This window comes from Epilithonimonas lactis (genome assembly GCF_900110605.1).
Lineage (GTDB): Bacteria > Bacteroidota > Bacteroidia > Flavobacteriales > Weeksellaceae > Epilithonimonas > Epilithonimonas lactis.
This window is the reverse complement of sequence record NZ_FOFI01000002.1, coordinates 795,331-816,392: the sequence shown is the minus strand read 5'-3', so window position 1 is coordinate 816,392 and position 21,062 is coordinate 795,331. Positions and strand designations below refer to the sequence as shown.

The window sequence follows — 21,062 nt, the reverse complement described above, 5'->3', positions numbered from 1 at the left end:
TTTATTTCCACTCATAAGCTATTGCATTTACAATTCGCTTTATGGCTTCATTACTAAGTTGAGTATTTGTCTTTAAAAAAAAAGTTGAGTTTTTTATGCCTTCAGATAAATTTGAAAAATTCCACAATTCGAATTCCGAAGCATCTTTATAAATATTCGAAAATTCATCTTTCTCTTTTTCAGAGATTTGGGAATTAGTCATTACAAATTCATAGAAAGTCCAAGGTTTTCCCCAATCATTAAAGCTCTCAATTATTAATGAAACATTATCCATAAAATTAAACTTATTCCAAAATCTGCGCTGCGTGGTCTTTCGTTTTGACTTTATCAATGACTTGGATGCAAATTCCATTTTCATCAAAAACAAAAGTCGTTCGCACGATTCCCATAAATTCCCTACCCATAAACTTCTTCAACTGCCAAACTCCGAATTTGTTGATGACATCGTGGTTTTCATCGGCAATGATGTCAAATGGTAATTCATATTTATCAGAGAAATTTTTCTGACGTTTTTCAGAATCTGCACTTACGCCAATCAACTGAAAACCTTTCTGTTTCAAAACCGAATAATTGTCTCGTAGATTGCAAGCTTCCGAAGTACAACCTGGCGTGCTGGCTTTTGGATAAAAGAAGACCACGAGTTTTTTGCCTTTGAAATTCTGAGAATCGATTTGTTCTCCATTTTGATTTGTTCCGATAAATTCTGGTAAAGAATCGCCAAGCTTCAACATAATTTCTATTTTTACACAAAAATAATTCATTCTTAGATTTTGCATCGTGGATTTGATGTGAAATGTTGAATAAATGTCGAAATCCGCAGCCCGACTTGAACGGAAATCCTTTTTGCGGCTGGAAAAGATTGGGCAAAAAGATTGGGAGTGGAAGGCGGATAAAGCTGCCATAAAAATTACTAAAGAAAAATGACGAAAAAACAAAGGGCGAAGATTGTTCAGGAAGAATTAGAAAAGTTATATCCAGAAGTTCCGATTCCGCTGGACCACAAAGACGCTTACACGCTGATGGTTGCGGTCGCTCTTTCTGCTCAAACGACCGACAAAAAAGTGAATCAGGTCACGCCTCGGCTTTTTGCGGTGGCCGATACGCCGGAGAAAATGGCACAACTGAGTGTCGAAGAAATTAAAGAACTCATCAAGGAAATCGGACTTTCAAATTCCAAAGCGAAGAACCTGAAAAAGATGGCGGAAGTTTTGGTTGAAAAACACAATTCAGTCGTTCCTCAAACTTTCGAAGCGTTGGAAGAATTGGCTGGCGTTGGTCACAAAACGGCTTCTGTGGTGATGAGTCAGGCGTTTGGATTCCCGGCTTTTCCCGTTGATACGCACATTCACCGGTTGATGAAGCAATGGAAACTGACCGAAGGAAAAAATGTGGTCGAAACGGAACGCGACGCGAAAAGCCTTTGGAAGGAAAATGTTTGGAACAAATTGCACCTTCAAATCATCTTCTACGGACGGGAATATTCTCAGGCGAGAGGAAATCAGGAGAAGGATTTTATCACGAAAATGCTGTTTGAGAAATAATTAAATATCCAGTAATCTTCGGTGATAATTGATTTGACCAAGATGATAATTCAAATGCGAAAGCAAATGGATTAAGAAATATTCGGTTGTCATTTTGTAGCCTAATGGTTCCGTTGGATAATCCTTTTTCAAATCATCATCGGAAAATTTTTCCAATGTTGAATTGACGATTTCTATCAGAGTCTCAAGCTTTTTCAGAAGTTCAGTTTTCGGAATGTCCTTCAATGAAAATTCCAAATCACGCTGTCTTACATAACCAGTTTTACAAAGTTCTGCGCCGATGTAAGTATTGAGATTTCCGAGCAAATGAAGGCAAAGGTTTCCGCCGGAATTGGAAATATTCTTATCAATCTTCCAAAGTGATTCTTCGTTTTGATAAGATTCGATTTCGACTTTCAGTTTGTTTAAATCCCGATTGTAGAGCGATTTTAAAATTTCGATTGTCATAAACTTTTAGTTTTTCTTTTTCAGCATTCGTCTCATATGAACATATTTGGATTGCCGAACGTGATGCGGATATTTTCTCCCTTTTGGAATATTATTGAAAATCAAAGCGACAATCAGCAAGATAACAGCGCCACTCAAAACCGGCGACAACGCGTACCAATATCCCAAATCCTGAATCTTCTGTGCTGGAAGCACCGCAATCAAAGCCGTTGCGCCACCTGGTGGATGCATTGTTTTTGTGATTTGCATTACGACGATTGAAAACGCCACTGCGATAGAAGCATTCAGCCAGAGAATTTCTGGTAAAAATTTAAAAACTGTAACGCCGACCAAAGCTGACAAAACGTGTCCGCCAATTAAATTTCTTGGTTGTGCCAATGGACTATTCACCGCACCATAAATCAAAACACTCGATGCGCCGAAAGAACCTATTAGAAAGACATTTTCAATTTCAGAAATCTGTTGTGACTGTAGTAAAGCGATAATTCCAATTCCGAAAAAAGCGCCGAGAAACGACCAAAAGTGGTCTTTGAAATCGACTAAAGTTTCCTGGTAAAAAATATACTTGGTTTGCCTAAATCCTTTTCTGATTTGTTTCTTCATCTAATTCTTACTTTACATCCTTTGCCCAAAGATTCATTTTACGTTCCAAAACCTGCAGCGGAAGGCAACCTTGACTCAACACTTCATCGTGAAAATCTGCGATGTTGAATTTCTTTCCTAATTCTGATTTATATTTTTCTCTCAACTCTCGGATTTTCATTGCGCCGGTTTTGTAGCTCAAAGCTTGTCCAGGCATTGCCATATAACGCTCCACTTCTGCCGTTGCACCAGCTTCGTCGTAAGCGACATTGCTTAGAAAATATTTGATGGCTTCTTCGCGAGACATTTGTCCGGTGTGAATTCCAGTATCGATTACGAGACGAACGGCGCGCAACATTTCGTCACTCAAAGAACCCATTTTTTGATATGGGTCAGTATAAAGCCCGAATTCTGGTCCGAGCGATTCGCAATACAAAGCCCAGCCTTCGCCGTATGCACCAATCCAACCGAATCTCAAAAATTTAGGCAATTTCAGATTTTCCTGTTGAAGGGAAATTTGATAATGATGACCTGGAATGGCTTCGTGAAGAAACAGAGATTCCATCCCGGAAGTGACATTGAATTTTGTCGGATCAGGAATCGGTGTGTAAAAAATCCCCGGACGTTTGCCATCCGGACTTCCTTGGATATATTCTGCGCTGGCACTCGCTTCTCTATATTTTTCTGTTTGACGAATTTCGAAAGGCGTTTTCGGTGTGACATTGAACATCGTTTTCAGCTTCGGTGTGATCTTATCGAGGATGGATTGGAATCCTGCTAGAACCTCTTTCGAAGTTTTGTAAGGCATTGCTTTCGGGTCGGTCTTCACATAATTAAGGAACTCTTCCAAAGAACCTTTGAAGCCAACTTGATTTTTCACTTTTTCCATCTCAGCACGAAGTCTTTCCACTTCTGAAAGTCCTGTTTTGTGGATTTCGTCTGGCGTTTTATTCGTTGTCGTCCAGCTTTTTACATAGTAATTATAAATATTGGCGCCATTTGGCAAAGCGTTGTAACCATCGGTCATTCTTGCTTTTGGCAGATATTCTTTTTCGAGAAATGTCGCCATTTTGAGGTAAGTCGGAATTAGTTTATTTTTAATGGCGTCCTGATAAAGCTTAGCATACTTATTTGAAGTTACAGGTTTGAAATCCTTCGGCATATTTTTGATGGGGCCGTAGAAGATATTTTTCTCGATGTCGAAAGTTGTGATTTCCTCGGCTTTCATTTGAGGAACCATTTTGATGACCAATGATTTTGGTAGGACGATACCACTCTTCATCCCAGCTCGGAAGTTTTCAATAGCAGAATCCATCCAGACTGGAAAAAGTTCGATTCTCTTGAGCCAATTATCATAATCTTTTTCAGTTTTAAAAGGTTGAATCCCACTTCCACTTCCCAACATCGGAAAATCCAAAGGCAATCCGCCAAACTGGGTGAAAGGAATATATTCCGGATGATAAGCGTAGCGCTCCTGTTTATCAATCAGCGTGTATTCCAAAACATCGAAAACCACTTTTTGGTCATTGTCCAAATTGTTGTAATCCACAGACTTCAATTGATTTTGAATCGAGTCGTAAAAAGCAATCTCGTTTTTGATAAATTCCTGACTCAGATTGTTTGGCAAAAGGTCATTGTATCTTTCGTCGCCTTGCGAAGTCGCTTCCAGAGGATAAAGTTTAAGATATTCCTCGTAATAGTTGGCAGCAATCGTATCCAGGTTGGATTCGAATCCTGAATTTTTTACCATCGGCGAGTCTTCCTTTTTGCAGGAAATCACAGAGAAGGCAAGCACAGAAAAAGCTAATATCTTATAAATAAGTCTCATTATAAATTTTTAAGCCTTGTAAAGATAATATTTTATGATCAGAAAATTTCACCCTGTTTATTTTGAGGGTCGAAGATCCATATTAATACAATATCAAAATTTTTATTAATTTCAATGATTATTACTAAAAATAAGTGACAAAAATTTTTCACATTCATTCTATTTTTTATCTTTGTTCAACACTATTAAAAAAAATCATTTCATAATTTATTATCCTTATAATGAAAGGAATACTAAAGATCTACCACCCAGAGGAAACTCTGAAGTATTTTATCAAGAATACTTATTGCAAGTCTGTTTATATTAATGCTCAAAATTTTCTTGAAGTAGAGATCATCACAGATGACGCTTTGGATCACGTTGACGACGACTCTTTGCAGTACAATTTCCCTCAACTGTCATTAGATATCATAGAGTTCCCGATAACAACTTCTGAATTGGAAGGACAAACTTTTATTGTAGAAGACACCGAAGATGAGATCTTTACTGAAGTTGATCTTTTTGATGACGAGGATGCTTTCCTATTCGAGAACGAACTCAAATTTGATAAAAACGAAACGGGTGACCTCCAACTTTGCTGGACTGGAAACATCACCGATTTCTACACAGGCTCCGAAAATCCAATCCCTTTCAAATTGAAATGCCACTTCCGTCCGGACGAGATAGAAGTTGACGACTAATTTTTTCAGGAAATAATATTTATATTTACGAATCGTTATAAAATTAATTTATAACGCAAACAAGCTTTTCCTATGTATCAGGACCTGGATGATATTATTTTCGAAGACCGACATAAGGCTTATGGCGCCTACGAGTACCGCAAGCACTATGAGTTTACGCTTACCAAAGCTTTGGTGGTCGGCGTTTTCATTTTCTCGGTTTTATTTTTTCTTCCGGCTTCTTTCATCAAATCAGATAAAAAAACGGCGGTCAATAGTGAAACCATCATTCCTGTAGACTTGACCGAAATGCGCATTAACTATGGTGACAACAGAAACGGCAAAGGTGTGGAAGAGCCAAAAGAGGAAGAAGGAAGTCCTGCGCCCATCGTAGAAAAGAAAGAGGAAAAAGAAGTGGTAGCGGAAGTTGCAAAAGTTTCTAAAGAAAAAGTCGACAAAGACATTCCAGAAAATACAGTTCCAATTCCGACCAGAACCAAAAATCCACCAGTCGCGAACAAGAAATCAAACGAGAAAACCAATTCTACCGCAGTTGCCAATTCTACAAAAACAACGCCTGGAAAAACCAGCTCCAAAGGTGATATCAAAAAAGAAAATGCAACCGGAGACGGCCGTGGAAACGCAGCCATCGGTAATCTTCTGAAAGGAAGAGGCACAAAATCCGGCTCACAAGGCAACGGAACCGGTCCTGGAAACTATGGCGACCCACTTGGCGGCGATGGCGACGGAACGAGTCTGGTCGGCGTTGATAGAAAATTAGTCGGATTCATCCCAGGAACAATGGGTAGAGGTGGTGCGCAACCAAACCACGATTGCCAGGCCAGCGGAAGCATCAGCATTTCCTATACGGTGGACAAATCTGGGAAAGTCACTTCTGCAAAACGGCTCAGCGGGGTTTCTGACCCTTGTGTTGCGAGCACGGCGGTAAGTTGGGTGAAGCAATATGTGAAAGCAGAAGCTTCATCGGTATCATCCAAAGGAACTTACAAAATTGTTTTCTAAGGACTTTTGGTAATCATCTTTACTTAAAATTTTCAACAATCTATCGGGATTAATCTTTAAGTTATTCATAAATTTGAAACTGTAAAAAACAATATTTGAACTATGGCAAATCAACCTTCTATTTGGGAATTCTTATTTGGCGGAGGCTTACTCAGCGTTACGCTGGTCATTATCCTGATATTATTAGGAATTGCGGCTGTAGTTTTTTTTGGACAGAAGTTTTTTGCACTCAACCGCGAAAATCAGGTTGACCCTTACTTGTTGAAAAATGTGAACGACCTATTGAACGACGGACGCGTTCAATCCGCTGTCGACTTTTGCAGAAGAGATAATTCGCCAGAATCCAGAAGCGTGGAAAAAGGCCTTTCCCGATTGGGAAGACCAGTTGGCGAAATTGCCAGCGCAATGGAAACCCACGCACAAATTGAACTCAATAAGGCAGAAAAAAACATCGGATTTCTCGCTACACTTTCTGGTGCAGCACCGATGCTTGGACTCCTTGGTGGCGTTATGATTTTGGCTTCCACTTTTGGAGGCTTGTCAAAAACTGATACGGTGATTTCTCAAAATCTTTTGGCGGCAGACTTTTACAAGGCTTTAGCTCCGACTGTAGTTGGCCTGATTGTAGGATTTTTATCTTATATTTTTCATAACATCTTGGTGGCGAAGGTTGATTATCTATTAATGAAAATCCAGTTTCACACGAATGAGTTTTTGGATATTATTAATAAGCCGGCTTAGAAAAGTTTGGAAATTAAAATGAATATTTAAACACATAAATCACTCAAGATTTCATCATCACTCAGAGTGAGACGCTCAATTTTGCTTACTTGTTTTCATCAATTAAAAATTTATAAATGGAATTCCGAAGACGAACGAAGAAACTATCAGGTTTGCCAATTGCATTTTATGTGGTTGCGCTGGTTTTTTTTGTGCTTTTGTTTTCATTTAATTCACTTTATTACAAAGCTTCTGAACAACCAAAACCTGTGGTAGCAGAAATTCCAAAGGCGGAAATTGAACCAGACGCAGACTCTATTTCAGAACCGGAAATCTATATTCCAGATGTTGAAATTTTACCTGCAGACACCGTTTCTATTGCTCAAGAAATCACCCCTATAAAAGAGGAAAAAAAGGAAACTCCAAAATCTGAAACCGAGGATAAAAAACTCGCTAAAACAGACGAGAAAAAGGATGATTCTAAAACGGATTCCAAGGAGGAAAAAATCACCAAAATTGGTAAAGACAGAATCTTGACCGCTTTCATTCCCGGAACGATGGGAAAAGCCGGGAAATTACCTTCTCATAATTGCAAAGCCAAAGGTCAGTTGGTAATGTTCATCACGGTTGACAAAGCAGGGAATGTAACTTCTGCCGGACGAAGCAGTGGCATCAAAGACGTTTGCAATGTGACTGCGGCTGTGATTTGGACAAAAAAATATGTGAAGGCGAAGAAATCTCAGAATGTTTCTCAGGGGACTTACACGATTGTTTTTTAGATATAATTCTTTCTTAATTATTTATCATTTTACATTGGTAATATTTATAAATTAGTAGTAATAATTTTCTACTTGATTTATAAAAGCAATATGTTCAAAAATTTAAATAATACAAACAAACACAACTTTTTTCTTTTTGTGCTTTTTCTAGGCACGTTTTGTTTCAGTCAAGTGAAAAATGATAATTCAAATGATGTCAAAAACTTTGTAAACAAGGCCTATTTTTACAAGATCGTTGCCGACAGCATCATTTCAAAAGATAAAATTTTAATGTTGAAATACTATGATTTTGAATCATTCAATCCTGGGCAATCAACTATTGCTTACGACTACTGTAATTCTGTTGAAAAATGTGAAGAAATCATTATAAAGAATAAATCCGCAAATAATTTTACACATTACGAAATGACCGGAGTTATTATTAAAAATGATAAGTTTTGGATGCATCCGCCGCGAAGTGATAATTTTAGAATATTGGAAATGAATGCTTTTCCATATATTGAATTCACATCAAATACTTGGGATTACGAGCTTAATTTCGGAAATCATTGGGGAGATAAAAAATGGATTGAATGGGAAGGACGGCGAACTTCCAAAAGCAACTATAAAGTGATTGACACAAAAAAACTTTATAAACTTGGAAGTAATTATATTGAATGCATTGAAATCCATATTGATACAATAATTCCAGATTTAGGAAACACCAAATCTATCTTTTATTATAATAGCGATTATGGCTTTGTAAGAATGCTTTTTACTACTATTGACAATAGAAAAATAGAATTTAATTTGACAATAGTAGGACTTGACTCTAACTTGTAATCTCCTAAAATTTGAGCATCGGAAATGTAGATTTTAAGCTTTCACTCATTTTCATTTTATTCATTGTCAAAATTTTTCAGATTTAATTCCCTTACATTCTTCTTATTTTTAAATTTGTAATTCATTTTGAAATATGAATTCACACGAATATCAGGAAGCCGTTGATTGGCTTTTTGCCCAGGCTCCAAATTATCAAAGAGATGGTTCTTCAGCCTACAAACCTGGACTTGAAAACATCAAAAAACTCTGTGACTTTTTTGGAAATCCTCAGGATAAAATCAAAACGATTCATATCGGCGGGACCAACGGTAAAGGTTCTACGAGCAATATGTTGGCTTCCGTGCTTCAGGAATCAGGTTATAAAATCGGGCTTTATAATTCGCCACATTTGGTAGATTTTACGGAACGAATCAAAGTGAATGGTAAGAATTGCAATAAGGAATTTGTTTACGATTTCATCCAGAAATTAAAAGAATTACCGAGCGAAATCCAGCCTTCTTTTTTTGAATTCACAACCATAATGGCTTTCGAATATTTTCATCAGCAAAAAGTTGATTATGCAATCATCGAAGTTGGCTTGGGCGGAAGATTGGATTCTACGAACATCATTAAGCCGTTGGTTTCTGCAATTACGAATGTTCAATTGGACCATCAAGACCTTTTGGGTGAGACGATTGAAGAAATTGCTTTTGAAAAAGCAGGCATCATCAAAGAAAACATTCCTATTATTTCTGGAGATGAGAAGATTCCTGTTCGCGACATTATCATTAATAAAGCAAAAGAAATGAATGCTGAGTTCATTGATGCAACAACGATTGAAACTTCGTTAGAATCTGACCTTAAAGGCAAGTATCAAAAAAAGAACATCAGAGTCGTTTTAGCTTTGATTGATGAGTTGAGAAGACAGAATTTGACAATTACTGAGGAAAATATAAATTATGGCCTTTCGAATGTATCTAAAAACACCAACTTCATCGGACGCTGGTTTGAGTTCTCACAAAATCCTTTGACGATTTGTGATACTGGTCATAACAAAGCTGGACTGGAAGAAGTTTTCAATCAATTGAATGAATATTCTCAGCACAAACATATAGTTCTTGGTTTTGTAAATGATAAAAAAATTGATGAAGTTTTGGAAATTTTGCCCAAAAATGAAAACTACTATTTTGTAAAACCAAACGTCAACCGAGGCCGAAATCCCGAAACTTATGAAGACCTGCTGAAAAAAAGTGAAATTAATTACAAAATTTTTCAAAACGTTCAGGATGGTTATCTTTCTGCAACACAGAATTGTAAAGCTGGAGAAATGATTTTTATTGGCGGAAGCAACTTTGTAGTGGGAGATTTTTTAGAAAAAAATTTGCTGACTTCGTAATAATTTGTATATTTGCACCACTCAAAACGGTAAGCCGTTCAGTGGGGCTCTTAGCTCAGTTGGTTCAGAGCATCTGGTTTACACCCAGAGGGTCGGGGGTTCGAATCCCTCAGGGCCCACAAAAAGGATACTGAAGCCTTTCAAAAAATTTCAGGGCTCTTAGCTCAGTTGGTTCAGAGCATCTGGTTTACACCCAGAGGGTCGGGGGTTCGAATCCCTCAGGGCCCACAAAATCTCTCAGGAAACTGGGAGATTTTTTTCTTTCTACTTTGATGAAATTTTGGGCAGTTAGCTCAGTTGGTTTAGAGCGTTGCGTTGACATCGCAGAGGTCACTGGTTCGAATCCTGTACTGCCCACTTTCTTAAAATTTTGTTAATTCCTTAATTTCGACCTCACATAAATGTTAAAGTTTATAAAAAAGGTTAATCGCTTGTTTAATTTTTGTTTTAGGAAAGATTTTTGATGCGTGTAGAAAAATAAAATTGTTTCGCCTTCTTTTGGTATAAAACTCTTTTAATTACTAATCCCCTCAAAAGGAAACCTATGAAAAGATATTATGCAGTGTTAATTCCCTTCTACACTATTTTCCTATTATATATGATGTTTTACGGTTGTGGCAGGCATCCCGAATTTGGATTCTTACAACTCAATCCGCTTCAAAGCATCACCTACTTTCTACGATACAATAATTTTTTCTCAGAGACCTTTATGGTCAATATCGTAGGGAACATATTGGTATTTATCCCATTTGGAGGACTTGGCTTATTAATTAAAAAACTGAACAATTTGCCCTTGCTATTCTTCCTCTTCGTTTGTGGAATATCGGCGATAGAACTTGCCCAATACTACACAGCGAGAGGAACTGCTGATATAGACGATGTTTTCCTTAATACATTTGGAATGTTGATAGGATATTTCGGATTGAAAGTGGCCACTTGGATGAATGTGGCAAATCTTAGAATTGACCTTAATTACGACGAATCTCCGGCTTACTCATATACCCGATAAGCTGACCCAATTTATAAAAATCTAGAGCTCTTAGCGAGGCATTGCCCGTGAGGAGCTTTTTTTCTATTTGGGATTTGAATAGTTTGTAAAGGAGCTGATAAAGATGCACAGTTCCACTCTTCTTCATCATCAGATAAGCTTTTGCCAATTTGATCTCTGAAACTCTGTCAAAATTCTTATCCGTATTAATCAATTGCGCCAAACTTTTTGCAGATTGGTCCGCTTTCGCAAGGAAAACGACATTGGTCTCTACATCATTATTAAAAATTGGATTGTCTATATGGTCCACTTTCACCTGATGGTTGTAGAGGTCTTTTGCAAATATGAGATCCTCGTAGCCGTACTGTGTGATTCCTTCATTAAACCTAATTTTGTCAAGAACAGATTTCCTAACCACAAAGTTATTGGTCTGAAAACTTAAATAGGGCGATTTCAAACGTTGATCTACGGGTAGATTTTCCCTCTCAGTGGCAAACTTCCATCGCAATCCATATTCTGAATCTGGCTCAATTTCACTTACTTTTCTTCCTCCAAAAATGACATCGGGATTTTGTCTACTGATAAATTCAAAATAGGTTTTGAGAAAATTTTCATTAATCACCTTCCCATCGCAATCAAGGAAAAGCAAATATTCTGAGTTGGTATATTTTAAAAATAGATTTCGGATTTTCGAACGTCCGATATTTTTTTCAAGGAATATAAATTGGCTGACTTTTGTCTCCAGATTTTTATTGATGTTAACAAACTCCTGACTAGAAGCATCATCAATCAAAATGATTTCTGCATCTAACTTTTCAGAATCAATTTGATTTTGAAGATCATCAATCAATTCATTGACATCAAAATTAAAAACAGGAATGCAAATGCTCAGCTTCATATTTTGTCGATGATTTTCTGGATGTTCAATTCTTCCAGACAAGCATAATCGCCTCGGAAACATTCTTTATCGCCAAAAACAGAACAAGGCCTGCAAGACAAATCTTTGACGTGGACAATGTCATCTTCACTTTGCCCGTAACCCAAAAAGCCTGCAAAATGATGCGTGGAACCCCAAACAGAAACACATCTGGTTCCCATCAAACTTGCCAAATGCATATTCGCAGAATCCATAGAAATCATTGTTTCCAGTTCGGAGATTTTTTGAAGTTCTTCTTTTAAAGATAATTTCCCTGACAAACTCAACGTATTCGGGATTTGACTTTCCCATTTTCTCAGGATTTCGTCCTCCTCTTTTCCGCCTCCGAAGAAGTAAATTTTATGTGATTTTGCAAGAACTCTAGCCAATTCGAAAGACTTTTCCATAGGCATCATCTTTCCCTTGTGTTGAGCGAAAGGCGCAAAACCTACTCCGCATTTTTCGTCAGTTTGAGGTCTCAATTTGTGAGATAATTCTAATGGAAATCCCATTTTTCTGAACACATCGGCATAACGTTCCACAGTTCTTTTCAGTGGTTTTTTGTCGAGATTCCAAACGTTGGTCAGTTTCTCTTTTTCCTCCTTGCCTTTGTTGATTTTAAAAACTTTGTAACGGTGTCTTTTGAAGATGGAATTCACCATTTTTGTTCTGATGACATCGTGAAGGTCAGCGACATAATCGGGTTTGAATTCTCTTCTCAATTGTCTGGTCAGCTTTCGAATTCCGAAAACACCTTTGTAATCATCAAAGCTGATGCCTTTGAAAATCAGTCTTGGATGTCTGTCAAAAAGGTCCTTGAAATTATCCCTGCTGATGAAAATAATTTGCACATCAGGATTCTGCTCCAGAAACTCGACGCACACAGGAACAGTCATTGCAACGTCCCCAAATGCGGAAAAACGATATGCTAAAATAGTCTTCACCTACTTCTTTAGTTGAAATGCGACTGCGTAAAATTTGATTTGCTTGGTCATAGCCATTAGTCCATTTGCGCGCGATGGCGAAAGGAATTCCTGCAAACCGATTTGTGAAATGAAATCAAAATCCGAATCCAAAATCTCCTGCGTAGAATGTCCACTGTAGATTCTTACCAAAAGCGAAACGATTCCCTTTGGCAAAATTCCGTCAGAATCTGCGTTGAAGAACAATTTTCCGTCCTTGTGTTCGGCATCTATCCAAACTTTGGACTGGCAACCACGGATGAGATTGTCGTCCGTTTTTTTATCATCGGGAAGTCCTTCCAACTCTTTTCCGAGGTCGATGATGTATTCGTATTTCTGTTCCCAATCTTCCAGAAAGGAGAATTCTTCTACTAATTCTTGTTGATTTTCTTTGATTGTCATTCAGAGATTTTATTTGATTTAATGAATCAATTACTTTACCAATTGTGAGATATGAACGATTACGCTTACGGCCGCAATCATACTTTCCAAAGGTACAAATTCGTACGGTCCGTGGAAATTGTGTCCACCAGCGAAAATGTTCGGGCAAGGCAATCCCATATAAGACAACTGTGCGCCGTCTGTTCCGCCACGGATGGCTTTGATTTTCGGGGTGATACCAGCGTTTTTCATTGCTTGTTCAGCGATGTCCACGATGTGCATTTTGCCTTCGAATTGTTTTTTCATATTGAGATATTGCGGTTTGATTTCTATCTCAGCCGTTTTCTCTCCATATTTTTGGTTGATTGCTTCTACTTTTTCAGCAATCAGTTTTTTTCTGTCTTCAAATTTCTGGTCATCGTGGTCGCGGATGATGTACTGAAGTTTAGCTTCGGAAACATCGCCTTCGAAATCTGTCAAGTGAAAAAATCCTTCAAAACCTTTTGTTGTGGCAGGCGTTTCATTTTCCGGTAATGAATTGATGAACTCTGAAGCCACCAATCCTGCATTCAGCATTTTACCAAAAGAATAACCTGGATGAACAGACAATCCGTGGATTTTCACGACTGCTCCGGCTGCGTTGAAGTTTTCGTATTCCAATTCGCCGATTTCGCCGCCATCCATTGTGTAAGCCCATTCTGCACCAAATTTTTCAACATCGAAATGATGGGCGCCTCTTCCAATTTCCTCATCTGGATTGAAACCGATGGAAATTCTTCCGTGCTTGATTTGAGGATTTGCTAACAAAAATTCTGCAGCCGTTACAATCTCTGCAACACCAGCTTTGTCATCTGCACTTAGCAAAGTCGTTCCGTCTGTCGTGATGATGGTTTGTCCGATGTATTTTTTTAAAGCTTCAAATTTGGTTGAAGACAAGGTAAATCCTGTTTCTTTGTTCAATAACAAATCTTCGCCGTCATAATTTTCCCAAATCTGCGGATTCACATTCTCACCATTGAAATCCGGTGAAGAATCGTAATGCGCAATGAATCCAACTTGTGGAACCGTTTCCTCGATATTGGATGGAATGAATCCAAAAACATAGCCTTTGTCATCGATACTGACATCCTCCAGTCCGAGTTCCTGCAATTCTTTGTGAAGGTAATTCGCAATGTCCCACTGTCTTTCTGTAGAAGGTGTGGTATCACTTTCTGCGTCGCTGGTTGAAAATATCTTGATGTAGGTGATGAATCTGCTCAGGAGTTTTTCTTTCCAAACTCCGTCCAATTGGATGTTTTCCATATAATTTGCCATATCTGCGCAAAGTTATATATTTATGGAGTGAACAACAAACAATTCGTGGCTAGAGTTAAGCGATAAATGATAAGCGATAGATGATGATTGATTGTTGACTGTTGAAAGATGTTGCAACTCGTAACCGCAGCCCGACTTGAGTGGAGCTCTTTTTTTGCAATGGGAAAAGCTAGGCAAAAAAAAGCGGGAACGGAAGGCGGAATAGCTGCCCTAAATTAAATTTAAAAATAAACCAATGTTCTTAACCGAATGTCCTAGAGACGCGATGCAAGGCTGGGGAGAAATGATTCCTACGCAAACGAAGATAGATTACATCAACAGGCTGATGGAAGTTGGTTTTGATGTGCTGGATTGTGGCAGTTTTGTGAACCCTAAAACGATGCCTCAAATGGCGGATTCTGGAACTGTGCTGGACGAAATCGACAAGTCGCTTTCCAATACCAAACTTTCCGTAATTGTGGCAAATTTCAAAGGTGCGGAAAAAGCGTTGAGTCACGAGCAGGTGGATATTTTGGGATTTCCTTTCTCAATTTCTGAAACTTTCCAACATAGAAATACGAACAAAAGTCGTGAAGAAGCTTTCTCGGAAGTGGTGAAAATCTTCGAATTGGCAAAGTCTGAAAGCCGACAGTTGAATCTCTATTTTTCGATGGCGCTTGGAAATCCGTATGGCGAAAGCTGGAAATGGGAAGATGTGGATTTTTGGGCGAAACGTTTTGAGGAGGTTGGAATCAAGGATATTCTGCTTTCTGACACGACTGGCGTGGGCGATGTGGAAAGAATCAAACTTCTCTTCAGCAAAGTGCCTCACAAATATCCGGAAATCAACTTCGGAGCGCATTTTCATAACCGTTATGAAGATTCTTATATGAAACTGAAAGCGGCCTACGATGAAGGTTGCAGGAGATTTGACAGCGCAATAAAAGGCATTGGCGGTTGTCCGATGGCAAAGGATGACCTGGTTGGAAATATGCCGACGGAGAAAGTCTTCACTTTTATGTCATCTGAGAAAATTGATATCTATCAGAATCTTCTTCATTTTGAAAGTGCTTATAATATGGCGAAGGATATTTTTCATTTTTAGATTGATGATTGAATTGTAATTTTTGTCATATTTTGATAATAAATAGTTTCTAAAATTTCAGAATTCGAAAAAATAGTGTAAATTTATTACAGAAAAACAATTTAAAAAACCATCGTTATGACTTCAAAAACTACATACTTAGGCGACTTCAAAATTGAATCTGTACACGAAGCTTCTGGCGACGTTTTCTCGACTTATGTTCCATCCAATGACTTTACTGTGAGAGAACACTTCTCTCCTACCGACATCTTCGCAACTGCGTTGGCAGAGAGTGCATTTGCTTCGCTTGCTGTTTTAGGGAAAGACAGACATGTTGACATTACGGGAGCCACTTGCGAACTAAAGAAAACCATGTACTTCGAGCCAAGAAGAATTGGCGAGATCTTCGCGGTTTTCAAATTTCCGAATTCTTACACTACGGAAGAGCAGGAATTCATCGAGCATACTGTGAAAACCAGTCCGGTCTATCTCAGCTTGCATCCTGACATCAAGAAGATCTTACTTTTCGAATACCAAAATTAAAATAAAAAATCCTGCTAGTTGCAGGATTTTGTTTTATAACATACCAAGCTCAAACTTGGCCTCTTCGCTCATCATTTCTTTGGTCCAGGTTGGCTCAAAGGTGAGTTCTATTTTGGCAGATTTTACGCCATCTACGCCTCGTACCTTGTCCTCCACTTCTACTGGTAAAGTTTCGGCAACCGGGCAATTTGGAGATGTGAGTGTCATTATAACCAAAACATCTGCTTCTTCTGAGATCTGAACATCGTAAACCAATCCCAATTCGTAAATATCCACTGGGATTTCCGGGTCATAAACGGATTTCAGTTCCTTAATAATTTCTTCTCCTATATCTGCTATTTGATCGTCTGTCAGTTTCATTTTAATCTAATCTTTTTAATAAATCTTCCTGACGCATTCGCCGGAAAACGTTTGCCAAAGTTAAGACATCTTTTTCACAATAATGAATGATTCTGTCTATATCGCCGTCTTTGTAGTATATATCGGCTACCATGCTGCCATCGATGTCGTCTTTCGGTGTTGGGATTCCGAAAACGTGAGCAAGTAATTCCAGAGAAATATAACTTTTCCAGTCTCCGAATTTCCAAAGTTCCATCGTATCGATATGCGGGATTTCCCAAGGTTTCTTTCCAAACATCTGAAAAGGAATAGGCGGTTGCATCCCGTGAACCAATAGTCGTCTAGCGATATAAGGAAAATCAAATTCCTTTCCGTTGTGTGCGCAGAGAATCACGTTACTCATCCTTGGAACATTGAACAATTCACAAAATTCTATTAATAAAGTTTTTTCATCACCTGCGAATGTTTTAATCTTCAGCTTTCCGGAATTGCTATCGATCATTCCGATGGAAATACAGATGATCATTCCGAATTCTGCCATGATTCCAGCGCGTTGTTCGTAAAAGTCAGAAGCTTCTATCTCTTCCTTTCTTTGAGATTTGGTTTTCTTATCCCAAAGATATTGCGTCGTTGCATCGAGGTTATCCCAGGAGTCAATTTGGGGAACGGTTTCTATATCTAGAAAAAGAATATTTTCTATTGGAAGTTTATGGATCATCTGTGTTTAGTTTCTTTAAAATTAATAAAAAAACCCAACATCGCTGCTGGGTTTATATTTTCAATTCTAAAATTAATTAGAAAGGATATTCGTAGATCTCTGATTCGTGGAAGAACGGGTTTCCAGTTGGCATCAGTTTTAGTTTTGACAAAGCTGTCATCACTGCAAAAACGAAAAGACCAACAAAGAAAATGAACGATCCGAAAATCAGGAATAACATAGAAGTATTGTTCCAGTAAGGACCAACTGTTCCTGGCATCACCATATTGAAATAATCAACCGCGTGACCAATTATTACAACACAAGCCATAAATGTTACCACTTTGTAATTTCTCTTGATGCTACTACTTACCAATACCAACAATGGCACAAGGAAGTTGATGATCAACATTGGTAGGAAAGTCGGTTTGTAATATTCGAATCTACCGAAGAAATAATTGATCTCTTCCGGAATGTTCGCATACCAATACAACATGAACTGACAGAACCAAAGGTAACTCCAAAGCATACTCGTTGCGAATAAGAATTTACCAAGATCGTGAAGGTGGTTGTTATTGAATTGAGGATATACTCCTTTTTTCTTAATATAAACACTCACCAAAATGATACAAGCAACAGCAGTTGACAAACAACTAACCATTGAATACCAAATGTAAAGCGTAGAATACCAGTGTGGATCGATAGACATCAACCAATCCCAAGCCCAAGCTGCAGATGCAAACCCGAAGAATGCGATGTAACCTACATTCCAGCTATAAAGACTAGCGTAGATCTTTCTGTCTCCTTTGTTCTCATCTACTTTCTTAGAAATACTTTTCAATTTCCAAACGAAGAAAGATGCTCCGATGGTGTAGATCAATGTTCTAACGATGTAGAAAGGAATATTAAGGAATTTTGATTTTTCGTACAGGATAATGTCAAACTCAGGAGAATTCGGATCGGTAAGATTCGGATCCATCCAATGGAACAAGTGTCCGTTGTGAGTCGCATTAAGAAGCGTCAAGATAATTAAAATAACACCTCCGTAAGGAATGAACGAAGCCACTGCCTCCATCACTCTCGTCACAATAATAGACCAACCAGCGTGAGCCGCGTGTTGAATACTATAGAAGAACAATGCACAACAGCTGATCCCGAAAAAGAACACTGCAAATGTATGAACTGCGGCCAAAGGCTGATTGTGGATCTGGTGTTTTGCGTGCTCCAAATGAGCGTTGTGATCCTGCGGACCTACTAACTCACTAGAATGAGAAGGTGCGTCATGACCTTTTGAATGAACAGACTCCATCCAATGAGAAATTGCAGTATCATCCAAACCATGGTTAAGAGCATAACCAATCCCGAATAAAACAACTCCTACAACAATGAGTATGATAGAATACAATTTTAATTTAGGTGAAAAACTATACATTTTTTTCTTTTTTTATTTAGCATTGGTTTTAGCTTCTGGTGCAGCGGCTGCAGTAGAAGTTTGTTCTGTCGTAGCTGTTGCTGTCGCAGCTGGAGCAGCAGGCGCTGTTGTTGCAGCTGCACCTTTGAATGTATTGTAAACATACAAAGCCACTCTCCATCTGTCACCTACATTAAGTTGTCCTGCGTAAGATCCCATCGCGTTTCTACCATTTGTCAAAACATAATGGATAGAACCTATCGTGATATCTCTGTCAGCATAATTTGGAACACCTGAGTAAGCACCGCTTTTTACAATCGGTCCTTGTCCGTCACCTCCAGTTCCGTGACAAGCAGAACAAGTATGATCGAACAACACTTTTCCTCTTGCCAGATCTTTTTCAAGATTTTCTGGTTTCAAAGGTGAAGTTGTGATCAATCTAGAAGCATCATAGCCTGCGTTGTACTGATCTACATTTTTTGGTAAAGCTTCTTCAGTTACAATCCCATCTCTGTTTTGTGAAACAGAACCTTCTACAGGAGAAAGTCCAGTTGCACCATTGTGTGCAACAAATGCAGGGATTTCATTTTCATGATCCGAATAAGCATCTTTCGCTTTCATCAAAGGATCATAAGCTACAGGATAATACATATCCGGAAAATATACCAAAGGTGGATTGTCTTTTGGACCACCGCAAGAATTCAGTAAAACAGTAGTTAAACCAAAGATTGCCGTAATTTTTAATATACTATTCTTCATCTTAAGCATCTTTAACTGTTATTTCTTCAACACCTGTATCAATCAACAGTTGTTTAATAGTTTCAACATCATCAGAAACGAACTCCATCATAAATTTGTCATCTGTAGTCCTTGGATCTGGATTCTGAGGTTTTGCGCCTGGATACATTTTATTTCTAACCAAGAAAGTCAATGACATCAAGTGAGCAGAACAGAATACCATCAATTCGAACATTGGATCTACGAAAGCCGGCATATTGTGCAACCAGTCAAAAGCTGGTTTACCACCGATATTCTGCGGCCAGTCGTGGTTCATGATCCAAGCGGTCAAAGTGATCCCGATCGTTACTCCATAACAAGCATAGATAAATGCTGCGTCAGAAATTCTGGTTTTCTTTAGTCCAAGAGCTTTGTCTAGTCCGTGAACAGGAAACGGTGTATACACTTCGTTTATACTGATTCCTTTATCCATGAAGGCTTTAACGCCGTGCATTAGATCATCGTCGTCGCCGTAAAGTCCATATATAATTTTAGTGGTGCTCATCTCCTTCTTTTGCTTTATAAGTTTCACCGGAAATTTTCAAAATACTTTTCAATTCTGCTTGTGCAATTACAGGGAATGTTCTTGCATACAATAAGAATAATACTGAGAAGAAACCAATCGTTCCTAAATATACTCCAACATCAATAATTGTTGGTTTGAACATTGTCCAAGAAGATGGTAAATAATCTCTTGACAAGTTGATCACGATAATGTCGAAACGCTCGAACCACATCCCGATGTTGATGATCAATGCGATAATGAATGTCCAGAAGATATTGGTTCTAACTTTTTTGAACCAGAATGCTGCAGGAACAACCAAGTTACAAATAATCAATGCCCAGAATGCCCACCAGTAAGGACCAGTTGCTGCTCCTGGAGATAGATATGTAAAATCTTCGAATCTAGATCCGGAATACCAACCGATGAAATACTCAGTTGCATAAGCTACAGTTACCATTCCACCAGTTACCACGATTACGATGTTCATAATTTCGATATGATACATGGTGATATAGTCTTCCAAGTGACAAACTTTTCTAGCGACCAACAATAGTGTTTGTACCATTGCAAATCCTGAGAAGATCGCTCCAGCCACAAAGTATGGTGGATAGATCGTTGAGTGCCATCCTTTGATCACCGATGTAGCAAAGTCAAATGATACCGTCGTGTGTACCGAGAATACAAGTGGTGTTGCCAAACCTGCTAGAACCAAAGATAGTTCTTCGAATCTCTGCCAGTGTTTTGCTTTACCACCCCAACCGAATGCAAGTAGTGTGTAGATCTTTTTATTAAAAGGCGTCTTCGCTCTATCTCTGATCATTGCAAAGTCAGGGATCAATCCCATAAACCAGAATACAACGGACACTGAGAAATAAGTCGAGATTGCAAATACGTCCCAAAGTAGTGGTGAGTTGAAGTTCACCCAAAGAGAACCAAATTGGTTTGGCAAAGGGAAAACCCAATATCCAACCCAAACTCTACCCATGTGGATTACAGGGAAGATAGCCGCCTGACAAACCGCGAAAATCGTCATCGCTTCTGCAGAACGGTTTACAGACATTCTCCATCTTTGTCTAAATAATAATAGTACGGCAGAGATCAATGTTCCTGCGTGACCAATACCTACCCACCAAACGAAATTGGTAATATCCCAACCCCAGTTGATCGTTCTGTTTAGTCCCCAGGCACCGATACCGGTTCCGATGGTGTATGCAATACAACCAAATCCGTAAACAAACAGAATCAAAGCAGCATACAATGATGCCCACCATAATTTCCCTGCGCGTTCTTCGATAGGTCTTGCGATATCCTCTGTGATATCGTGATAAGTCTTGTGACCAATAATTAAAGGTTCCCTTATCGGAGCTTCGTAATGTCCTGACATTTTTTA

At 38.5% G+C, this 21,062-nt stretch carries 25 protein-coding genes and 3 tRNA genes; 13 read left to right on the top strand and 15 right to left on the bottom strand.

The window, feature by feature from the left end; all coding sequences use genetic code 11:
- Window position 1: 1 nt before the first annotated feature.
- Both BMW39_RS09025 and bcp read right to left on the bottom strand, forming a co-directional pair.
- Window positions 2-274, bottom strand: a complete 273-nt coding sequence (locus tag BMW39_RS09025; protein WP_034973967.1) for a hypothetical protein — start codon at window positions 272-274, stop codon at window positions 2-4.
- 10 nt (window positions 275-284) lie between these two features.
- Window positions 285-731 (bottom strand): thioredoxin-dependent thiol peroxidase, encoded by a 447-nt coding sequence (gene bcp / locus BMW39_RS09020; RefSeq protein WP_034973966.1) that lies wholly within the window; start codon window positions 729-731, stop codon window positions 285-287.
- Between the two features lie 189 nt (window positions 732-920).
- On the opposite strand from bcp, the gene nth reads away from it, so the two are divergent.
- Entirely contained in the window at window positions 921-1,541 is a 621-nt protein-coding gene (nth, locus tag BMW39_RS09015) for an endonuclease III (RefSeq protein WP_034973965.1), read from the top strand.
- Here nth and BMW39_RS09010 read toward each other — a convergent pair whose 3' ends face one another.
- Genes BMW39_RS09010 through BMW39_RS09000 form a run of 3 tightly spaced genes read right to left on the bottom strand, consistent with a single transcriptional unit; the run spans window position 1,542 to window position 4,398 of the window.
- Window positions 1,542-1,988, bottom strand: a complete 447-nt coding sequence (locus BMW39_RS09010; RefSeq protein ID WP_034973963.1) for a DinB family protein — start codon at window positions 1,986-1,988, stop codon at window positions 1,542-1,544.
- Window positions 1,989-1,994: 6 nt separating this feature from the next.
- Window positions 1,995-2,591 carry an HPP family protein gene (locus tag BMW39_RS09005; RefSeq protein WP_034973961.1) on the bottom strand — a complete coding sequence of 199 codons (597 nt, stop codon included), beginning with the start codon at window positions 2,589-2,591 and terminating at the stop codon, window positions 1,995-1,997.
- Window positions 2,592-2,598: 7 nt separating this feature from the next.
- The gene (locus BMW39_RS09000) at window positions 2,599-4,398 is read right to left on the bottom strand and encodes a DUF885 domain-containing protein (protein WP_034973960.1); all 1,800 of its coding nucleotides are present in this window, start codon (window positions 4,396-4,398) and stop codon (window positions 2,599-2,601) included.
- Between the two features lie 221 nt (window positions 4,399-4,619).
- Between BMW39_RS09000 and BMW39_RS08995 the strand changes: the two genes are divergently transcribed.
- The 10 genes from BMW39_RS08995 (at window position 4,620) to BMW39_RS08950 (ending at window position 10,785) form a co-directional block, all read left to right on the top strand.
- Entirely contained in the window at window positions 4,620-5,078 is a 459-nt protein-coding gene (locus BMW39_RS08995; protein WP_034973958.1) for a hypothetical protein, read from the top strand.
- A gap of 72 nt (window positions 5,079-5,150) precedes the next feature.
- Window positions 5,151-6,080, top strand: coding sequence for a ferric siderophore ABC transporter substrate-binding protein (locus BMW39_RS08990; RefSeq protein ID WP_245750470.1), 930 nt, complete (start codon window positions 5,151-5,153; stop codon window positions 6,078-6,080).
- Between the two features lie 102 nt (window positions 6,081-6,182).
- Window positions 6,183-6,821: a MotA/TolQ/ExbB proton channel family protein gene (locus tag BMW39_RS08985; RefSeq protein WP_034973956.1), complete on the top strand. Its 639-nt coding sequence runs from the start codon at window positions 6,183-6,185 to the stop codon at window positions 6,819-6,821.
- A 116-nt stretch (window positions 6,822-6,937) separates the two neighbouring features.
- Complete coding sequence (locus tag BMW39_RS08980; RefSeq protein WP_051879848.1) at window positions 6,938-7,579, top strand: hypothetical protein; 642 nt, start codon at window positions 6,938-6,940, stop codon at window positions 7,577-7,579.
- 171 nt (window positions 7,580-7,750) lie between these two features.
- Window positions 7,751-8,401, top strand: coding sequence for a hypothetical protein (locus BMW39_RS08975; protein ID WP_131474282.1), 651 nt, complete (start codon window positions 7,751-7,753; stop codon window positions 8,399-8,401).
- Window positions 8,402-8,534: 133 nt separating this feature from the next.
- Window positions 8,535-9,776: a bifunctional folylpolyglutamate synthase/dihydrofolate synthase gene (locus tag BMW39_RS08970; protein ID WP_034973954.1), complete on the top strand. Its 1,242-nt coding sequence runs from the start codon at window positions 8,535-8,537 to the stop codon at window positions 9,774-9,776.
- A 44-nt stretch (window positions 9,777-9,820) separates the two neighbouring features.
- Window positions 9,821-9,895, top strand: a tRNA-Val gene (locus tag BMW39_RS08965).
- A 34-nt stretch (window positions 9,896-9,929) separates the two neighbouring features.
- Window positions 9,930-10,004, top strand: a tRNA-Val gene (locus BMW39_RS08960).
- A gap of 54 nt (window positions 10,005-10,058) precedes the next feature.
- Window positions 10,059-10,133, top strand: a tRNA-Val gene (locus BMW39_RS08955).
- A 187-nt stretch (window positions 10,134-10,320) separates the two neighbouring features.
- Window positions 10,321-10,785 carry a VanZ family protein gene (locus BMW39_RS08950; protein WP_074719316.1) on the top strand — a complete coding sequence of 155 codons (465 nt, stop codon included), beginning with the start codon at window positions 10,321-10,323 and terminating at the stop codon, window positions 10,783-10,785.
- On the opposite strand, the gene BMW39_RS08945 is transcribed toward BMW39_RS08950, so the two are convergent.
- The 4 genes from BMW39_RS08945 to pepT are packed head-to-tail and all read right to left on the bottom strand — an operon-like array spanning window position 10,745 to window position 14,325.
- Window positions 10,745-11,662 (bottom strand): glycosyltransferase family 2 protein, encoded by a 918-nt coding sequence (locus tag BMW39_RS08945; RefSeq protein WP_051879846.1) that lies wholly within the window; start codon window positions 11,660-11,662, stop codon window positions 10,745-10,747. The genes BMW39_RS08950 and BMW39_RS08945 overlap by 41 nt on opposite strands.
- Window positions 11,659-12,624: a glycosyltransferase family 9 protein gene (locus BMW39_RS08940; protein ID WP_034973952.1), complete on the bottom strand. Its 966-nt coding sequence runs from the start codon at window positions 12,622-12,624 to the stop codon at window positions 11,659-11,661. Before BMW39_RS08940 ends, BMW39_RS08945 begins: the two co-directional genes overlap by 4 nt.
- Window positions 12,625-13,044, bottom strand: coding sequence for a SufE family protein (locus BMW39_RS08935; protein ID WP_034963970.1), 420 nt, complete (start codon window positions 13,042-13,044; stop codon window positions 12,625-12,627).
- A 30-nt stretch (window positions 13,045-13,074) separates the two neighbouring features.
- The gene (gene pepT / locus BMW39_RS08930; RefSeq protein WP_034974316.1) at window positions 13,075-14,325 is read right to left on the bottom strand and encodes a peptidase T; all 1,251 of its coding nucleotides are present in this window, start codon (window positions 14,323-14,325) and stop codon (window positions 13,075-13,077) included.
- 247 nt (window positions 14,326-14,572) lie between these two features.
- Between pepT and BMW39_RS08925 the strand changes: the two genes are divergently transcribed.
- A complete protein-coding gene (locus tag BMW39_RS08925; RefSeq protein ID WP_034973950.1) occupies window positions 14,573-15,421 on the top strand; it encodes a beta/alpha barrel domain-containing protein in 849 nt (282 codons plus the stop codon).
- Window positions 15,422-15,538: 117 nt separating this feature from the next.
- A complete protein-coding gene (locus tag BMW39_RS08920) occupies window positions 15,539-15,943 on the top strand; it encodes an OsmC family protein (protein WP_034973948.1) in 405 nt (134 codons plus the stop codon).
- 33 nt (window positions 15,944-15,976) lie between these two features.
- Here BMW39_RS08920 and BMW39_RS08915 read toward each other — a convergent pair whose 3' ends face one another.
- The 6 genes from BMW39_RS08915 to nrfD all read right to left on the bottom strand — a co-directional run bounded on the left by BMW39_RS08915 (window position 15,977) and on the right by nrfD (window position 21,056).
- Window positions 15,977-16,303, bottom strand: a complete 327-nt coding sequence (locus tag BMW39_RS08915) for an SUF system Fe-S cluster assembly protein (protein ID WP_034973945.1) — start codon at window positions 16,301-16,303, stop codon at window positions 15,977-15,979.
- Window position 16,304: 1 nt separating this feature from the next.
- Window positions 16,305-17,000 (bottom strand): 3'-5' exonuclease, encoded by a 696-nt coding sequence (locus tag BMW39_RS08910; RefSeq protein ID WP_034973943.1) that lies wholly within the window; start codon window positions 16,998-17,000, stop codon window positions 16,305-16,307.
- Between the two features lie 76 nt (window positions 17,001-17,076).
- Window positions 17,077-18,411: a hypothetical protein gene (locus BMW39_RS08905; RefSeq protein WP_034973941.1), complete on the bottom strand. Its 1,335-nt coding sequence runs from the start codon at window positions 18,409-18,411 to the stop codon at window positions 17,077-17,079.
- Between the two features lie 12 nt (window positions 18,412-18,423).
- Complete coding sequence (locus tag BMW39_RS08900; protein ID WP_051879844.1) at window positions 18,424-19,158, bottom strand: c-type cytochrome; 735 nt, start codon at window positions 19,156-19,158, stop codon at window positions 18,424-18,426.
- Window positions 19,151-19,672, bottom strand: coding sequence for a DUF3341 domain-containing protein (locus BMW39_RS08895; protein ID WP_034973939.1), 522 nt, complete (start codon window positions 19,670-19,672; stop codon window positions 19,151-19,153). Before BMW39_RS08895 ends, BMW39_RS08900 begins: the two co-directional genes overlap by 8 nt.
- Entirely contained in the window at window positions 19,659-21,056 is a 1,398-nt protein-coding gene (nrfD, locus tag BMW39_RS08890; RefSeq protein WP_034973937.1) for an NrfD/PsrC family molybdoenzyme membrane anchor subunit, read from the bottom strand. Before nrfD ends, BMW39_RS08895 begins: the two co-directional genes overlap by 14 nt.
- Window positions 21,057-21,062 lie beyond the last annotated feature (6 nt).

What these genes read in the sequence shown, in the direction of transcription:
- BMW39_RS09025 (WP_034973967.1), bottom strand. Translation starts at nt 274, where the DNA reads ATGGATAATGTTTCATTAATAATTGAGAGCTTTAATGATTGGGGAAAA.
- bcp (WP_034973966.1), bottom strand. Translation starts at nt 731, where the DNA reads ATGTTGAAGCTTGGCGATTCTTTACCAGAATTTATCGGAACAAATCAA.
- nth (WP_034973965.1), top strand. Translation starts at nt 921, where the DNA reads ATGACGAAAAAACAAAGGGCGAAGATTGTTCAGGAAGAATTAGAAAAG.
- BMW39_RS09010 (WP_034973963.1), bottom strand. Translation starts at nt 1,988, where the DNA reads ATGACAATCGAAATTTTAAAATCGCTCTACAATCGGGATTTAAACAAA.
- BMW39_RS09005 (WP_034973961.1), bottom strand. Translation starts at nt 2,591, where the DNA reads ATGAAGAAACAAATCAGAAAAGGATTTAGGCAAACCAAGTATATTTTT.
- BMW39_RS09000 (WP_034973960.1), bottom strand. Translation starts at nt 4,398, where the DNA reads ATGAGACTTATTTATAAGATATTAGCTTTTTCTGTGCTTGCCTTCTCT.
- BMW39_RS08995 (WP_034973958.1), top strand. Translation starts at nt 4,620, where the DNA reads ATGAAAGGAATACTAAAGATCTACCACCCAGAGGAAACTCTGAAGTAT.
- BMW39_RS08990 (WP_245750470.1), top strand. Translation starts at nt 5,151, where the DNA reads ATGTATCAGGACCTGGATGATATTATTTTCGAAGACCGACATAAGGCT.
- BMW39_RS08985 (WP_034973956.1), top strand. Translation starts at nt 6,183, where the DNA reads ATGGCAAATCAACCTTCTATTTGGGAATTCTTATTTGGCGGAGGCTTA.
- BMW39_RS08980 (WP_051879848.1), top strand. Translation starts at nt 6,938, where the DNA reads ATGGAATTCCGAAGACGAACGAAGAAACTATCAGGTTTGCCAATTGCA.
- BMW39_RS08970 (WP_034973954.1), top strand. Translation starts at nt 8,535, where the DNA reads ATGAATTCACACGAATATCAGGAAGCCGTTGATTGGCTTTTTGCCCAG.
- BMW39_RS08950 (WP_074719316.1), top strand. Translation starts at nt 10,321, where the DNA reads ATGAAAAGATATTATGCAGTGTTAATTCCCTTCTACACTATTTTCCTA.
- BMW39_RS08945 (WP_051879846.1), bottom strand. Translation starts at nt 11,662, where the DNA reads ATGAAGCTGAGCATTTGCATTCCTGTTTTTAATTTTGATGTCAATGAA.
- BMW39_RS08935 (WP_034963970.1), bottom strand. Translation starts at nt 13,044, where the DNA reads ATGACAATCAAAGAAAATCAACAAGAATTAGTAGAAGAATTCTCCTTT.
- pepT (WP_034974316.1), bottom strand. Translation starts at nt 14,325, where the DNA reads ATGGAAAACATCCAATTGGACGGAGTTTGGAAAGAAAAACTCCTGAGC.
- BMW39_RS08925 (WP_034973950.1), top strand. Translation starts at nt 14,573, where the DNA reads ATGTTCTTAACCGAATGTCCTAGAGACGCGATGCAAGGCTGGGGAGAA.
- BMW39_RS08920 (WP_034973948.1), top strand. Translation starts at nt 15,539, where the DNA reads ATGACTTCAAAAACTACATACTTAGGCGACTTCAAAATTGAATCTGTA.
- BMW39_RS08915 (WP_034973945.1), bottom strand. Translation starts at nt 16,303, where the DNA reads ATGAAACTGACAGACGATCAAATAGCAGATATAGGAGAAGAAATTATT.
- BMW39_RS08910 (WP_034973943.1), bottom strand. Translation starts at nt 17,000, where the DNA reads ATGATCCATAAACTTCCAATAGAAAATATTCTTTTTCTAGATATAGAA.
- BMW39_RS08905 (WP_034973941.1), bottom strand. Translation starts at nt 18,411, where the DNA reads ATGTATAGTTTTTCACCTAAATTAAAATTGTATTCTATCATACTCATT.
- BMW39_RS08900 (WP_051879844.1), bottom strand. Translation starts at nt 19,158, where the DNA reads ATGCTTAAGATGAAGAATAGTATATTAAAAATTACGGCAATCTTTGGT.
- BMW39_RS08895 (WP_034973939.1), bottom strand. Translation starts at nt 19,672, where the DNA reads ATGAGCACCACTAAAATTATATATGGACTTTACGGCGACGACGATGAT.
- nrfD (WP_034973937.1), bottom strand. Translation starts at nt 21,056, where the DNA reads ATGTCAGGACATTACGAAGCTCCGATAAGGGAACCTTTAATTATTGGT.